10 protein-coding genes are annotated in these 15,329 nt (G+C 71.7%); 1 reads left to right on the forward strand and 9 read right to left on the reverse strand.

The window, feature by feature from the left end:
- Positions 1–32: 32 nt before the first annotated feature.
- From AB0J97_RS31040 to AB0J97_RS31080, 9 genes are all read right to left on the reverse strand, one after another.
- A complete protein-coding gene (locus AB0J97_RS31040) occupies positions 33–3,173 on the reverse strand; it encodes a hypothetical protein (protein WP_364095067.1) in 3,141 nt (1,046 codons plus the stop codon).
- Positions 3,173–3,880 carry an RraA family protein gene (locus AB0J97_RS31045; RefSeq protein WP_364095070.1) on the reverse strand — a complete coding sequence of 236 codons (708 nt, stop codon included), beginning with the start codon at positions 3,878–3,880 and terminating at the stop codon, positions 3,173–3,175. Before AB0J97_RS31045 ends, AB0J97_RS31040 begins: the two co-directional genes overlap by 1 nt.
- A 70-nt stretch (positions 3,881–3,950) precedes the next feature.
- Positions 3,951–7,103, reverse strand: a complete 3,153-nt coding sequence (locus AB0J97_RS31050) for a sugar-binding protein (RefSeq protein WP_364095072.1) — start codon at positions 7,101–7,103, stop codon at positions 3,951–3,953.
- Positions 7,104–7,126: 23 nt separating this feature from the next.
- Positions 7,127–7,972 (reverse strand): NAD(P)-dependent oxidoreductase, encoded by an 846-nt coding sequence (locus tag AB0J97_RS31055; protein ID WP_364095075.1) that lies wholly within the window; start codon positions 7,970–7,972, stop codon positions 7,127–7,129.
- Positions 7,972–8,826 carry a carbohydrate ABC transporter permease gene (locus AB0J97_RS31060; protein ID WP_357701386.1) on the reverse strand — a complete coding sequence of 285 codons (855 nt, stop codon included), beginning with the start codon at positions 8,824–8,826 and terminating at the stop codon, positions 7,972–7,974. Before AB0J97_RS31060 ends, AB0J97_RS31055 begins: the two co-directional genes overlap by 1 nt.
- Positions 8,823–9,761, reverse strand: coding sequence for a sugar ABC transporter permease (locus AB0J97_RS31065; RefSeq protein ID WP_357701385.1), 939 nt, complete (start codon positions 9,759–9,761; stop codon positions 8,823–8,825). Before AB0J97_RS31065 ends, AB0J97_RS31060 begins: the two co-directional genes overlap by 4 nt.
- A complete protein-coding gene (locus AB0J97_RS31070) occupies positions 9,758–11,104 on the reverse strand; it encodes an extracellular solute-binding protein (RefSeq protein ID WP_364095080.1) in 1,347 nt (448 codons plus the stop codon). The genes AB0J97_RS31065 and AB0J97_RS31070 overlap by 4 nt, the downstream gene beginning before the upstream one ends.
- Positions 11,105–11,231: 127 nt before the next feature.
- Positions 11,232–12,482 (reverse strand): enolase C-terminal domain-like protein, encoded by a 1,251-nt coding sequence (locus tag AB0J97_RS31075; protein WP_364095083.1) that lies wholly within the window; start codon positions 12,480–12,482, stop codon positions 11,232–11,234.
- Positions 12,483–12,497: 15 nt separating this feature from the next.
- Positions 12,498–14,102, reverse strand: a complete 1,605-nt coding sequence (locus AB0J97_RS31080; protein WP_364095086.1) for a hypothetical protein — start codon at positions 14,100–14,102, stop codon at positions 12,498–12,500.
- An 89-nt stretch (positions 14,103–14,191) separates the two neighbouring features.
- Between AB0J97_RS31080 and AB0J97_RS31085 the strand changes: the two genes are divergently transcribed.
- Positions 14,192–15,316 carry a GntR family transcriptional regulator gene (locus AB0J97_RS31085; protein ID WP_357701377.1) on the forward strand — a complete coding sequence of 375 codons (1,125 nt, stop codon included), beginning with the start codon at positions 14,192–14,194 and terminating at the stop codon, positions 15,314–15,316.
- Positions 15,317–15,329 lie beyond the last annotated feature (13 nt).

Consider the following 15,329-nt stretch of genomic DNA (forward strand, 5'->3'; position numbering starts at 1 on the left):
GCTCGTCCCGCCCGCCGGGGGTGCGGGCCCTCTCAGACGAGCTGGGCGGAGCGGAACAGGGCGGGGTTCTTGGGCGCGGCGCCGACGCCGCTCCCCCATTCGAGGTAGCCGTCGCGGGCGTCGCCGCCCGTTCCGGCGTCGGCGTCGTTGACGAGGAACGAGATGCCGATCACGCCGGTCGGCGGCTGGTCGTAGCCGAGCGACGCCCACGGCACGGCCAGCCGGTACGTGGTGGTCTTGGCAGTCTCGTCCCGGGTGATGGCGACATCGGCGCCCGGGGTCGGACCGGCCGGGCCGGTCCAGGTGTAGGCGGCGGGCCCCGAGGGCAGCAGGGCCGCGCCGACCTCGACCCGTTCACCGGTGAGCTCGCCGGGGAAGGCTGAGTACAGGCTGAACTGCACGGAGTCGACCTGCCAGTTCAGCGACGGGTCGGTGCGGGCGGCGTTGTGCACGTCGTCCTTGATGACCGCGTCCAGGATCAGCGCGTCCGGGCTGTGCGTGAAGCGGACCGTCCCGGACAGGTCGTCGGGGCCGGTCCGCGTGCCGCCGCGGAGCCCGGCCCAGCGGCCCAGGCCGTCCAGGTCGATCGGGTCCAGGGTGGTCGCCCCGGCCTTCTCGATCGGGCTGAAGCTGAGCGACCCGGTGTCGCTCGCGGTGCCGGCCGTGACCGCGTAGCTGTAGTTCACGTACGGCAGGGCGTCCGGCACCGGGGCCTCCACGGAGACCGACCCCAGCGCGGGCACCTCGGCCGGATCGGCGACCACCCCGCGCCAGGAACCCACCTGCCAGCCGACGGAACCCAGCTTGACCGGTGTGGCGGGGCTGTTGTTGGTCACGGTGATCCGCAGCTTCCTCCCGACGATGATCGGCCGCCCCTCGACCGTGTACGGCTTGACCACCTGGCTGCCCGAGCGCAGCCGGGCGATGGGACCGTGGTCGTCGGCGACCGTGGCGGTGACCGCCCGGCGGCCGGTGGCCGGGGTGGCGGGCAACTCCAGCGTGACCGACGTCTTCCGCCCCTTGCGGGTGACCAGATCGGCCTTGACCCCGCCGGCGGCCACGGCCAGCCTGCCCGGCAGCTTCGCGCCGCCGGTACGGTCGGCGGTGACGGTCACGGCCAGCTTCTCGCCGGTGACCGACTGCTCGGGGGCGCTGACCGACAGCGGCGAGGCGCCGGCCTTGACCGAGGCGATGAGGCCGGAGACGAAGACCGGGCTGCCGTCCAGGTCGAGCCGCACCTTGCCGGCCTGCGGCTTGAGCGTGCTGACCGCGCCGAACTGGTCGGACAGCGTGACATCGCCGAGCGCGCCGAGCGTGACCGAGCGGGGCTGGGTGGCCCACAGCAGCCGGGTGCCGCCGCTGATCGGGTAGGAGTAGACGTCGGCGTCGCCGGTGTCCTGGCGGGCGCCGAGCGTGCGGCCGGCGAGCTTGCGGATCAGCACGGCCTGGGAGATCGCGGCCGGCTTGGGCGAGGGGGCGGCGACGCCGGAGACCGGGCGGCGGAACAGGCCGAAGCGGTGCTCGCGCTCGCCGGCGTTGTCGCCGTCGTCGATGAGGTCGTACCAGAAGTACTTGTCCGCGCCCGCGCTCCTGGCCAGCGTCTGCGCCCTGATCAGGTAGTCGGCCTGCTGAGCCTCGGTCGAGCCGGCGGTGTGGGTGGGCCAGCCGTTTTCGCTGATCCAGATCGGCAGGTTCTTCTTGGCCTTGACCTTCGCCACGAGCTGCGGGAACTCGGTCGTCATCACGGTCCGCTCGGGCGGCGTGCCGGCCCCGGCGTCGGCGTAGCCGTAGAAGTTGACGCTCAGCGTGTCGAGATAGTCCAGGCCGCCGAGGGCGAAGAACTGGTCGTGCCAGGCGAGCTGGGTGCCGGCCGAGGTCGGGCCGACCACGTTGGCCGTGGGCACCGCCTGATGGATGGCCGGGTAGAGGGCCTTGACGACATCGAGGTAGCACTGCGGGGTGATGCCGCAGGCGCCGTCGTTGAACCCGGTGGAGTTGTACTCGTTGTAGACCGAGAAGTCCTTGGTGAACGGGGCGTACTCGGCCGCCGTGGCCGCGCCGAAGCGGGCGAACGCGGCCAGGCCGGCCGGGGTGCTGGGCGTCTTGCCGCCGTCGTACAACGGGTTGCGATAGCCGAGGATCGGCATCGTGGTGATGCCGTTCTCGTACGCCTTGCGCAGGCCGGCGTCGAGGGCGCCGGTGAAGTCGTAGACGCCCGCCTGCTTCTCGATGCCGGACCAGTTGGCGTCGGAGCGCACCTCGGTCCACCCGATCCGGGCGGCCGTCCTGAGCAGCTGCTCCTCGGTGTCCTTCTGCCAGCCGTAGTGGATGGCGGCCGCGAAGTACGGATCCTTCGTGGCGAGCGGGGTGATGACCCCGAACGAGGTGGAACGGGTGGCGAACCCGGTCGAGACGGTCAGCCGGTAATAGCCTGGGCCGAGATCGGAAATGTCTATCTTCGTCGTGCCGTTGGCCACCGCCAGCGTGCCCGACTCCAGCGGAACCCCGTTCGGGTCACCGATGGTCCACTCGACGTTGTCGGCCGCCGCGGCGACGTCGATCGTGTTGCTCCCCTGGGTGAAGACCAGCGACGGGTTGGTGATCGTGAGTTGCGACGGGTCGGTGAAGTGCACCTCGACCTTGCTGAAGCACACGCCGGGGATCGAGGCGGCGTCGCCCTTGACGTTGAGCCGGAAGTCGGCGCCGTTGGCCCGGTTCTTGAAGTTGATGTCGCCGAGCCCGATGACCGAGCTCTTCCACGTGCCGGTGCCGGTCAGCGCCACGTTGGCGCTGCCGGTGAAGGCGCCCGCCTTGCCGTCGTAGTGGACGTCGAGGCCGACCGGTCCCGCGTCGAAGTAGCGGACCACGACCCACGCGCGGGTCGCCCCGGCCGGGATCGAGGCGTCGGCCACGTCCACGTAGACGTAGCGGTTGTACGGCGTGCCGGACGTCTGCCAGCACGACTCGCCGCCGCGCTCGCTGACGGCGTGGGCCGGGTCCTTGTCGCCGTCGCCCGGCCACGCCTTGACGACGCCGGTGTAGACGGGGTCGGCGCCGAGCACGGCCGTGGCCGCCGCCGCGGCGCTCGCGCTCCGGGCGGGCATGGCCGTCAGCAGCCCGGCCGCCAGGGTGACCGCGCAGGCGGCGGCCACCTTCCGTAAGGTGATCTTCATCAGCGGGATTCTCCTTGCCGTCCGTAGCGCTCTGCGGCCGCGCGGGCGAAGTCCTCGCCCGCCGCGCCGAGGTCGGCGATCACCTGCTCGTGGGAGCGGCCCGCCGCCTGCGCGGCGGGGATGACGGTGTCGCACTCGTTGGCGTCCATGAAGGCCGCCGCTTCCAGCAGCCCGTCCTCGTCCTCGGCCGGGATCGCCAGGAAGCCGTGCTGGTCGGCGTGCACGAGCTGCCCCGGCTCGACGACCTGCCCGAACACCTCGACCGGTACGCCCCAGCGCACCGGGCGGACATGGGCGTGCCCGACGCACAGCCGCCTGGCGAGGGCCTTGAACCCGGCGCCGGTCATCTCGTCCAGGTCACGGATCGCACCGTCGGTGATGGTGCCGACGCAGCCCAGCGCGCGGTGCGCGCTGCTGTTGACCTCGCCCCAGAACGAGCCGACGGTCCTGGGCTTGTCGAGGTCCTGCACGACGACGATCTTCGGCCCGTCGACCGAGGCCACGTAGCGCCGGTAGTCGTCCCACACGTCAGCGGGGTGCTCCGGGTTGCCCGGCTCGATGACGACGGTGACCGCCCGGCCGACCATGGGGCCCATCTGGGGCATGAAGTCGCGCGATTCCTCCTGGTGGAAGGTGATGTCGTGTTGGGTGATCTGTTCCCAGCCGTTGTAGACGGTGGGGGTGTTCCAGCGTTTCAGCCGATGCATGCCACTCCTGGGTGACGCTCGTGATCGGGCCCGGCGGGCAGGGTGAGGTGCGGGGCAGGGGGGTTCTCGGCTACTGCCCGACGAAGCGTGCGGGGCGGAAGAGGGCGGGGTTCTTGGTCCCGGCGACGCCGGAACCCCATTCGATCCAGCCCTCGCGACCGGTTCCGTCGTTGTCGTTGGCCACGACGGACAGGCTGAACAGGCCGTCCTCCGGGGTGAGCGGGGCGAGTGCCGCCCAGGGCAGTGACAGCTCGTAGACGGTCTCCTCGGCGGTCTCGTCCCGGGTGACGGCGACCTTGGCGTCGGGTTCCGGTCCGTCGCCGAGCCAGCGGTGGAACTGCGGGCCCTGGGCGGTCAGCGCGAGGCCGAGCTCGGACCAGGTGCGCGTCTCGCCGGGCAGTCCGGCGGCGACGGCGAACTGCAGGGAGTCGCCCTGCCAGATGTCCGCTCCGGTGCTGGTCTGGGTGTGGACGTCGTCGTGGATCCTGGCGCTGAGGTAGAAGCGGTCGGCGTCCCAGGTGACGTGGAGGGTGCCGCTGAGGTCGTCCGCCCCGCCGTACGAGGGGATCTTGACGGTGCCGTCGGCGAGGTCGACGGCCGGGCGGCCGGTCAGGTCGTCGGGCACGCCGTCGACGGTGATCGTGGCGCGGTCGGCCCGGTTGAGCGCGCCGTCGGCGACGCGGGCCACCCGGCCGGTGACGCCGACGCCCGCGACGGCGCCCAGCCGCAGCTCGTACGGCCCGGCGGGCAGGTCCGCCAGCGGAAGGCGCTCGGTGCGCGAGCCGCCCGCGGGCACGGTCCCGGCGATCGGGAGGGTGCCGGCGCGAGCGCCGAAGGCCCAGCCGAGGTCGCCGGGGGCCAGCTCCTTGGCCGACAGGTTGCGCACGGTGATCGCCAGGTCGTCCGGGAGCACGTGCCTGGCGGTGATCGCGAACGGCTGCGTCACCTCGATCCGCGAGCCGAGCCTGGCGACCGGCCTCCCGTGGATCTTCAGGCGGCCGACCAGGTCGAGCGGGCCGGTGCGGGTCACGGCGGGCAGCGACACCGGGATCTCAGCCCTGCGCCCGCCGCGCACCGACACCGGCACGTCGACGTCGCCGACGGCGAAGCTGCCGCGTACGGCGGGGCCGCGCGTGGCGTCCACGGCCAGTTTCAGCTCGATCCCCTCGCCGACCACGGCGCCGCCGCCGGTGATCGTGTAGCGGGCGGCGTCCTCCAGCACGGCGTCGCCGCGCACGTAGACGGGGTCGCCGGACAGCGAGAGCGTGACGCGGCCGCCCAGCGGGCGCAGCACCTCGCTCGCGCCGGTCAGGTCGGTGACGGTGAGCGGGGCGTCGGTGCGCAGCGAGACGGTCGCGGGCCGGGCCGACCACAGGACGCGCAGGTCGTGGCCGTCCTTCCGGAAGAGCTGACGGCCCTCGGCCTCCTGCCTGACGTAGGCGGCCCCGGTGAGCTGCCTGGTCATGGCGGCGTAGGCGACGTAGCCGGGCTTGGGCGTCCACCGGCCGGAGGCGTCGGCGGTGTTGCGCACCAGGCCGAAGTTGTCCTCGTTGAGCACCGGGTCGGTGCCGTCGTTCATGAAGTCGTACCAGAAGAACCGCTGCACGCCCTTGGCCAGCGCCGCCACGTGGGTGCGGACCACGTAGGCGGCCTGGGTGGCCTCGGTGACGCCGCGCGCGTCGGTGTGGGTGGGCCAGCCCTGCTCGGTGATCCAGATGGGCTTGGACCTGCCGTGGTTGTACTTCCTGATCAGGGCGTCGAGGTCGTCGATGCTCTTGGCGGCCGACTCGGGGGTGCCCGGGTAGACGTAGGGGTGGATGGAGACCACGTCGAGGTAGTCGAGGGCGCCGAGCTTGAACAGCTCCTCCAGCCAGGCGAGCGGCACGCCGGCGGAGGCCGGGCCGACGACCGTGACCTGCGGGTGGTCGGCCTTGACCTTCTCGTAGGTGGCCTTCAGCAGCGGGAAGTAGTAGTCGGCGCGCGAGTCTGCGGGCCCGTTGCCCCGGTCGCCGAAGCCGATGTTGAACTCGTTGTAGACCTCGATCCACGGCAGGTCGTACGTGCCGATCAACGCCGAGGCGTAGGCGGCGTAGGCGGCGCGGCCCGCGTCGGTGTACGGTGTGGCGTTCCCGTCGTGGTGGGGGTTGGTGTAGGCGGCGATCGCCAGCCAGCGCATGTCCTCGGCGTCGAGCGTGGCGTGCAGCGGGTCGTAGCGCCCGTACTCGTAGACGCCCTCGGTCTTCTCGATCGACTCCCAGACCGCGTCGTCGCGCACGGTGCGCACCCCGGCCTTGGCGGCCAGTTCCAGCAGGTCGCCGCCGGGAGCGCCCCAGTCGGCCCGGGTGAAGTGCCCGGCCACGCCGAACGGGGAGTCGCCCGTCGCGGTGAAGGGCGTGAGCACGGCGAACGCGGTCTCCTTGGTGGCGATCGCCTGCCCGGCCGAGGTCGCGGTCACGCTGAGCCGGTAGTGCCCCGGCTCGGCGACCGGTACGGCCAGCGTCCCGGCGGTTCCGCTGCCCGCGGCCACCTGCACGCCGGACAGGTCACGTACGCTCCAGGTCAGCGCGTCACCCCGGCTCGTCACGTCGAACGAGGGCTGGGCGGGCTGCACGAACACGTTGCCCACGGCGCGCTGCCCCAGGGCGAGGTCGGGAGCGGGCGCGGTGATCGTGACCCCGTCGAGCCTGAGCTGCCCGGTGCGCTCGACGAGGAACGCCACCCGCTTGGCCGGCCCGTGCCACACGCCGTCGCCGGCCCCGCCGAAGTGCTGGTAGGACTGCCCGGCGGCGAAGGCGGCGACGGTGAGCCGCTGCCAGTCGCCGCCCGCGGCCAGTGGCAGCCGCTGCTGGTGGGTCTGCCCGGTGCTGTCCACCAGCCGCAGCGTCACCGTGGGCAGTGCGGGCGAGCGCGCCCAGAGCGACAGCGCCTTCAGGTCGGCGGCCATGGCGTACCCGGCCTCCACGTACTTGCCGCCGGCGGTGAGGTCGGCGGTCAGCAGGGCCGAGCGCGCTCCGGTCTTCGCGTCGGCCGCGTCGCTGGTGAGGGTGCCCTTGGCGCCGGGGAACTCCGGGCCGAGCCCCAGGGCCCAGCCCTGCGTGCCGTACTCGAAGTCGCCGACGACCTCGTCGATGTCCGTGGCCGCGTGGGACGGCACGGCCAGAAGTGGAACGATCAGTAGTGAGGTGATGACGGTTCGTAACCAGAGATGGATGCGGGATCTCATGGGGGGTGGATCCTCTCCGTTCGTCAGAGCCGGTACAGGTGCTCCGCCTCGAAGCCGAGGACTCGGCGGGCCTTGGTCACGTCGATCGGCACGGCCCGGCCGGGCAGGGCCGCGCGCAGCGGGGAACGAGGCAGGAAGTGGTGGAGGAGTTCCTCGGTGGGCAGCGGGACGATGGTGTCGGGGGCGGCCACGAACAGCACGTGGGAGCCGTCGATCGGCCGGGTGACGCCGAGCCAGCAGGCGGTGGCCGCGTCCCGCGAGTCCAGGTAGGCCCACAGGTCGACGGCTCCCCTGGCCGGCTCGGCGGCGAACTCGGCGGCCCGCTCGGGCAGCCGGTCCTCGGGGCCGCCGACGAACGGGAAGCGCAGCGCCACCACCGTCATGCCGTGCAGCCGGTGCATCATGCGCGCGGTGGACTCGTCGGCCTCCTTCGACAGCGCGTAGGGGTCGGCGGCCAGCAGCGGGTGCGCCTCGTCGACGGGCAGGTAGGCCGGTTCCAGGCCGTGCGGGGAGAACGGCATGCCGAGCACGCTGAGGCTGCTGGCGATGACCGCCCGGCGCACCCCGGCCCGGCCCGCCTCGTCGAGCACCGCGAACGTGGCGCCGGTGTTGTTGAGATAGACCTCCTGCGGGGGGTTGTGGTTGGGGCTGGGGATGGCCGCGAGATGGATCACGGCCTCGGCGCCTTCCAGCGCCTGCCGTACGACCTCGGGGTCGCCCGCGTCGCCCACGACGACGCGGTCGGCCTTGAGGTCGCCCGGATCCTCCAGGACCAGCGCGGTCACCGGCACGTCCTCGGCCGCGCAGCGCGCGAGGACGGCCCGGCCGATCAACCCGGCCGCGCCGGTGACGAGCACTCTGCTGAGCATCAACCCTTGACCCCCGTGAACCCCACGCCGCGCACGATGTACTTCTGGAAGACGATGAAGACGAGCACGGGCGGCATCAACGCCATGAACATGCCGGCGATGACCATGTTCTCCTCGGCGAACTCCGCCAGCCTGGGCAGGGCCACCGAGATCGGGTGCATCTCGCCGTCGGAGATGGCCACCATGGGCCACAGGAAGTCCTTCCAGGCGCCCATGATCGTCAGCAGGGACGTCACGGCCAGGACGGGCTTCGACATGGGCAGCACGATGTACCAGAACATCCGCCACGGTCCGGCGCCGTCGACCTGGGCCGCGCCGAACAGCTCGCGCGGGATCCCGTCGAAGAACCGCTTCATCAGCAGGACGGTGAAGGCGTGCGCGGCGTGCGGCAGCCACACCGCCCACGTGGTGTTGGCGATGCCCACGTCGAGCACCGTCAGGTAGAGCGCGACGAGCGACACGCTGCCCGGCAGGAACAGGGTCGCCAGGATCGCGCCGTAGACGTACTTGCCGTAGCGCGGCCGGAGCACCGACAGCGCGTACGCGCCCATGACCGACACGACGATCTGCGCCAGCCACGACCCTCCGGCCAGGACGACCGTGTTGAGCATGAAGTGGCCGATGCGCAGCCTGCTCCACGCCTCGGCGAGCAGCGACCAGTCGGGGGCGGCCGGGTAGAGGCGCAGCGGGTCGGTGAGCAGTTCCCGGGTCGGGGAGATCGCCCCCTTGACCGTCCACAGGATCGGGCCGAGCCCGGCGACGAGCACGCCGAGGAAGACGGCGAACTGGGTCGAGCCGAGCACCGCGCGTACGCCGCGCTTCTTCCGGTCGGAATCGGAGATCAGTCCGCTCATGTCGTGCTCCAAGCCTTCGTCATGCGCAGGTACACCGCCGACAGCAGGCCGAGCACGACCGCCAGCAGCACCGACAGCGCGCCGGCCATGCCGTAGTCGCCGTAGACGAAGGCGTACCGGTAGATGAGCAGCAGCACCGTGACCGTCGCGTCCTCCGGGCCGCCGTCGGTCATGACGAACGGCTCGGTGAAGACCTGGAAGGTGCCGATGACCTGCAACAGCAGCATGAGCAGCAGCACGCCGCGCAACTGGGGCAGCGTGATGTGCCACACGCGCCGCCGGATCGACGCGCCGTCGCTCTCGGCCGCCTCGTACAGCTCCCTGGGGACGCTGGTCAGCGCCGCGATGTAGATCAGCACGGTGCCGCCCGCGCCCGCCCAGGTGGCCTCCAGCACCAGCGAGGGCATCGCCCACTGCGTGTCCTGCAGCCACGGGAACGGGCCCAGGCCGACCAGCCCGAGCAGGCCGTTGAGCAGGCCGTAGTCGCTGTTGTAGAAGAACTTCCACATCATGATCGCCACGACCGGCGGCACCGCCACCGGCAGGTAGACCAGCACGCGGAACAGGCCGCCGCCCTTGCGCAGCTCCGACATGACCACCGCGAGGAAGACCGGCATGGGGAAGCCGAGGACCAGGGCGAGGACGGTGAACCAGAGCGTGTTCAGCGCGGCCTTGCCGAGCAGCGGATCGGCGAACAGGTTGGTGAAGTTCTGCCAGCCGACCCAGCTCGCCGCCTCGACCAGGTTGGTGCGCTGGAAGGCGAGCATGGCGCTCTGCAGGATCGGCCACCAGGAGAACACGGCGAACACGAGCACCAGCGGCGCGAGGAACAACACCGAGGCCACCGCGTAGGGGTGCCTGGTCCCGCGCCGCCGGGGCGGACGCGGCGTGGTGGCCGTCGTGTCCGCGCCCGCCTTCTCGGCCAGCGCCGTCACTGCTGCGACCTGTCCAGGATCGGCTTCACCTTCTCGACGGCCTTGGTGATCTCGGCCGCCGGGTCGGCGTCCTGGCGGGTCAGCACCGCCTGGACGACCGTGTCGAGCGCGGCGTAGAGCTCCTGGCCGGCGACGGCCGGCTCGGAGATGAACTCCTGCGCCTTCACGCCCTCGTTGTAGGTGGCGAAGTGCTCCCAGTCGACGTTGGAGGCGGCCTTCTCCGCGGCCATCACCGGGTCGGAGACCGCGGGGGCGAAGAACGGCAGCTGCGGCACGGCGGCCACGAGACCGTCGGCCTTCTTCTTCTCGGCCCGCTCGGTGGCCAGGGCCGCGTCGTACTTGGGCCGCAGGTAGACGGCGTCGATCCACTTGACCGCCGCCCGGCGCTGCTCGGGCGTGGCCTTCGGGCTGACGACGGCGACCGTGCCGCCCAGCAGCGTGCCCTTGCCCGACCCGGACGGCAGCGTGGTCTGGCCGTACACCTCGGGCTTGCCGTTGAACTTGGCGACGTAACTGCCGTAGAGGTTGGGCGCGCCCATCATCATCGCGACCTTGCCGGCGGCGAAGTCGCGCAGCAGGTCGTCCTGGTTGCGCAGGTGCTGGGTGCCCATCGAGCGGTCGTCCCAGCGCATCGCCTTGAGCAGGCCGAGGGCCTGCCTGGTTGGGGCGTCGTCGAAGGCGGGGACGACCTTGCCGCCCTCCTCCTTCTCCATCCGGCCGCCGTAGGAGTAGGTCATGGTCGTGAGCATCCAGCCGCCGGTGTTGGCGGTGGCGTGCATGCCGAAGCCGGGCACCCCGGTCCTGTCGCTGATCGTCTTGGCGGCGGCCCGCACTTCGTCCCACGTGGCGGGGGGCTTGTCGGGGTCGAGCCCGGCCTTGGTGAACAGCTCACGGTTGTAGACGAGGCCGGCGGCGTACGCCTCGGTGGGCAGGCCGTAGATCTTGCCGTCGGGGGTGCTGCTCGGGGCCAGGATGCGCTTGTCGAAGTCGGACTTGGCGAGCAGCTTCATGTCGGCGGTGAGGTCGGCGACCTGGCCGCGCTTGATCATGGCCTGCGGGTCGGTCAGCGGGACGCGGAAGACCGTCTCCAGCTGGCCCGCGGCCAGGCGCGCCGCGAACGTCTTGACGTCGTACTGCGTCTCGGTCGGCTTGACCTTGATGGTCGGGTTGGCCTTCTCGAACTCGGCGACCTGGGCCAGGAAGTTCTTCTGGCTCTCCGGCTGGGTGCTGGGCGGCATGCCGGAGACGGTGATCTCGGTCTTGCCGCCGGACGTGCCGTCCTGCCCGCCGCCGCACGCCGCGACCGCGGCCAGGAGCAGCAGACCCGCGGCTCCTCTAGCCATGTACGTGTTCATCGGGACTCCAGTTCATGCCGGGGGGGGCGAGTCGAGTCGAACGCTATATATGACGCGTTAACGTGTAAAGCACGGGATGGTAACGCGGGCGAAATACAACGAGTTAACGCGTCAACTAAGGTGCTTCTATGCCGCCGTCGGGGCGGCGGACCCGTGCGGCCCACCGCTCGTGCAGGTGCGTGACCGGCGGGTACGCGGCGGCCAGCCGCTCGTCCAGCTCGATCCCCCAGCCCGGCAGGTCGGCGGGACGGAGGTGGCCGCGAACGGGATTGAGCGTGCCGGGGAACACCTCGCACACGCTGTCGGGGTAGACATGGCCCTCCTGGATGCCGAACGCGGGCGTGGTGACGTCCAGCGCCAGGTTCGCCGCCACGCCGACGGGCGAGACGTCGCCCGGGGAGTGCCAGGCCGTGCGCACCCCGGTCAGCTCGCAGAGCGCGGCCAGCTTGCGCGCCGGGGTCAGCCCGCCGATGGCCGAGACGTGGCAGCGCAGCAGGTCGACGCCGCCGCCCAGGACCAGCCTGGCCGCGTCGGGCACCGAGACGAGCAGCTCGCCTACCGCGATCGGCGCGGGCGAGGCCGTCCGCACCTCGGGCAGCCGGTCGTAATGCTCGGGCGCGACCACGTCCTCCAGGAAGAACAGCCGGTACGGCTCCAGCGACCTGGCCAGCAGGATCGCCTCCTTGGGCGTGAGCCGGCTGTGCACGTCGTGCAGCAGCTCGACGTCCTCGCCCAGGACCTCGCGGGCCCGTTCGAACAGGGCGGGGGTGGTGCGCAGATAGTGCCTGACGTCCCAGCCGTCGGGATGCGGCGAGTCCGGGTAGGCGTTCGCCCTGCCGGGCGCGCCGTAGCCGCCCAGCCCCGGTTGCCCGGTCTGCAGCCTGACGTGGTGATATCCGGCGGCCATGAGCCGCTGGGCGTGCTCCAGCGTGCCCTCGACGGTGGCGCCCTCGGCGTGCAGGTAGACGGGCGCCGCCGCGCGCACCCGGCCGCCGAGCAGCTCGTACACGGGCATGCCGGCGCGCTTGCCCGCGATGTCCCACAGCGCCATGTCGACGCCGGACAGCGCGTTGTTCAGCACCGGCCCGCCACGCCAGTAGGACGACAGGTGGACCATGCGGGTGATGTCCTCGATGTCGGCCGGATGGCGGCCGATCAGCATCGGGCCCACGTGCTCGTCCACGGCCGCGGCGACGGCGTGGAAGCGCTGGGTGAAGGTGGCGCAGCCGAGGCCGTACAGACCGTCGTCGGAGGTGTCGATCCTGACCACGACCAGCGGGATGCCCTCGGGCGCCGTGACGACGGCACGCACGCGCGTGATCGTCAGCCCGTCCCTGGACGGCCAGGGGGCCTGGGTTTCCTGCATGCGGGAACGCGCCTTTCAGAAGCGGGTGGGACGGGCGGGCACGGCGACCTCCAGGCCGCCCCACGACCAGCGGACCTCCTCCTCCCCCACGGCGCTGAGCACCGGCTGCGCGGCGGGTTCCGCGCCCGCCCTGAGCAGTTCCACGGCGAACCCGGCACGCAGGATCGCGTGGTGGAAGTCGACCGGTTCGCGCGGCCCGTCGTACAGCACCGCCTCGACGGCGACCTCGTCCTCACCGGTGGCCAGGGCCCAGGTGGCGGGCTCGCCGAGGAAGCCGGCCTCGCCCGTGTGCACGACCGCCCGGCGCGTCCCGGCGGCGAGCTCGAAGACGCCGTCGCCCAGCTCGCGGCCCCGCACGCCCCGGCCGCGCAACGTGACGCGCAGCCGCAGGTCGCCCACGTCGAAGATGCTGCCTTCTGGCTTGTCGAGGTTCGGGTGGAAGTCGCCGGAGTCGTAGGTGAGCCACCATCCGGCCAGCACTCTGGGGCCGTCCTGCGCCTGGCGGCACCAGGCGGCGGTCAGGTCGTGGCCGTTGTGCATGATCCGGGCGCGCAGCACCACGGCCGGGTCCTCGGGCGTGCGCCAGTAGCCGAGCAGCGGCCTGCGCTGCACCCAGGCGAACTCCTCGTTGACCGTGCCCAGCGTGGCGTCCTCGCTGAGCCAGGTGGTGCCGGTGGTCCGGCCGTCGAAGACGGTCCTGACCTGTACCTCGGACTCGGGGAGCCGGGCGAAGCGCTCGGCCAGGTGCGGTGGGCAGGGCAGGGTGGGCACCATGCGCGGGGTGTCGTCGCGGGTCCCGACGCCGGGGCGCGCCTCGATCGGCGCTCCGGTCTGGGCGGCGAGATAACACGTCAACTCCTCGCTGAGCCAGTCGGTGTACGCGCGGGCGTGCGGGCCGGCGAGCTGCCCGGTGCCCGGGTGGAAGCGTTCGGCGAGCGCCGCCCACACGCGTTCGCGCATGACCTCGATCTGCTCCAGGAACTCCCGGTCGCGGACCAGCGCGTGAGCGCGTTCGCAGATCTCCAGCAGGAACGGGCTGTAGGCGGGCGAGTTGTACTCGGCGAAGGCGTCGCGTTCCAGCATCGCGGCGAGCTTGCGCCTGCCGTAGTCGAGGAACCCGGGGGTGTCGAGCAGCTCGCCGGCGCTCGCGCAGGTGACGGAGCCGAGCAGGGCGATGTTCGTGTAGCGCGGGCCGACGTTGCGCCGGAAGATGGACAGGGCCGCGTGGCGCAGCGCCTCGGCGATCCGGCCGTCGAGGACGTCCCCGTGCGCGGCCAGCACCTGGGCCAGCCGTACGCCGATGAAGTCGGCCCAGTTCCAGTCGGCGGGCGCCATGGCCTGGGGCGGCTCCTCCATGAAGTAGCCCCAGATGCCGTAGTGATCGTCGAGCGGGTCGCGCTCCTGCAGGTCGACGATCGCGCCGAGCACGTCCTTGGCGCGGTCGAGGCGGCCGGCCTGCAGCAACGCGATCGCGTAGTCGGTGGAGGTTCGGGTGTCGTGCACGCGGGTGCCGGCCGGGATCGTCGTGTGGTATCCGTTGCTGCGTGACAGCTGCCACGGCAGCCGGTGTTCGGGGTCGTAGCGCTCGTCCTGAACCTTCAGGAACTCCTCGGGTGTCACCGCTGGGTGTCCTTTCGCCGAATGCGGCCCGACGTTAGTCTTAGCGTGTTAACGTGTCAACGATCACGAATGGGACAGATGGGGGCAGGATGAACGAATCGTCCGACAGCCAGGAGCCGCTCTACCAGCAGGTCAAGCGGGATCTGGTCGCGGCGATCTCGCGCGGTGAGTACGTGCAGGACGAGCCGTTCATCAGCCAGCGCGAGGTCTGCGAACGGTTCGGAGTGAGCACCACCACCGCGGTGCGCGCGCTCAACGAACTGGTCACCGAGGGCTACCTGGTACGGCGGCGCGGACGCGGCACGTTCGTGGCCGATCGGCCCGTCCCGGCCGAGTCGACGCGGGAGCGCTCCATCGCCTACATCATGCACGGGCACGGGCCGCACAACTCCGACGTGATCGACGGCATCGAATCGGTCTGCGCCGAACTCGGCTACCGGATGTTCCTGTCCAACACCAAGGGCTCACCGGCCGCCCAGGAGAAGGCGCTGCGTCAGGCGCTCGACACCCAGGCCAGCGGCGTCGCGCTGTACTCGGTCGACGCCCACCACGACTCCCCCGCCCTGGCCGAGCTGCGGCGGCGGCACGTCCCGCTGGTCATGGTCGACCGCTACCATCCCGAGTCCCCCACCGACGCGGTGCTCTTCGACAACTTCGCCATCGGCTACCGGCTGACCGAATATCTCATCGGGCAGGGGCACCGGCGCATCACCGCGCTGTGGGACGCCACCGAGTGCACCTCCGTGCAGGAGCGCCTCACCGGGCACGTGCAGTCGCTGCGCGAGCACGGGCTGCCGGTCTCGCCGGAGCTGACCGCGCTCAAGACCTACCTGCGGCTGCCGGAGGACCGGCGGCGGGAGATGCTGGCCGGGCTGCTCGACCGGCGCGAGCCGCCGACGGTGCTGCTGTGCGCCAACGGGTTCGTGCTGGCGCACGCGGCCTCCGACCTCACCGCGATGGGCGTCGAGGTGCCCGGCCAGGTCGAGCTGGCCGGCATGGACGACGCGGGCCCGTTCGACCTGCTGCCGCTGACCGTCGCCGCCGCCCGCCTGCCGTCGCGGGAGATGGGCGAGCGGGCGATGCGGCTGCTGGCCGAGCGCATCGACCACCCGGAGACGGCGTCGGAGGTCGAGCACGTGGTGTTGCCGATCGAGATCCGCACCCGCGAGTCGGCTCGTGCCTATCTGCGCGTGGTCTCCGCCCAAACCGCCTGAACCCCCGAGGTAC

The sequence above is a fragment of the Nonomuraea sp. NPDC049607 genome (assembly GCF_040675375.1).
Lineage (GTDB): Bacteria > Actinomycetota > Actinomycetes > Streptosporangiales > Streptosporangiaceae > Nonomuraea.

Coding starts and splice junctions, on each gene's coding strand:
- AB0J97_RS31075 (WP_364095083.1), bottom strand. CDS start 12,482: ATGCAGGAAACCCAGGCCCCCTGGCCGTCCAGGGACGGGCTGACGATC.
- AB0J97_RS31055 (WP_364095075.1), bottom strand. CDS start 7,972: ATGCTCAGCAGAGTGCTCGTCACCGGCGCGGCCGGGTTGATCGGCCGG.
- AB0J97_RS31070 (WP_364095080.1), bottom strand. CDS start 11,104: ATGGCTAGAGGAGCCGCGGGTCTGCTGCTCCTGGCCGCGGTCGCGGCG.
- AB0J97_RS31060 (WP_357701386.1), bottom strand. CDS start 8,826: ATGAGCGGACTGATCTCCGATTCCGACCGGAAGAAGCGCGGCGTACGC.
- AB0J97_RS31040 (WP_364095067.1), bottom strand. CDS start 3,173: ATGAAGATCACCTTACGGAAGGTGGCCGCCGCCTGCGCGGTCACCCTG.
- AB0J97_RS31045 (WP_364095070.1), bottom strand. CDS start 3,880: ATGCATCGGCTGAAACGCTGGAACACCCCCACCGTCTACAACGGCTGG.
- AB0J97_RS31050 (WP_364095072.1), bottom strand. CDS start 7,103: ATGAGATCCCGCATCCATCTCTGGTTACGAACCGTCATCACCTCACTA.
- AB0J97_RS31085 (WP_357701377.1), top strand. CDS start 14,192: ATGAACGAATCGTCCGACAGCCAGGAGCCGCTCTACCAGCAGGTCAAG.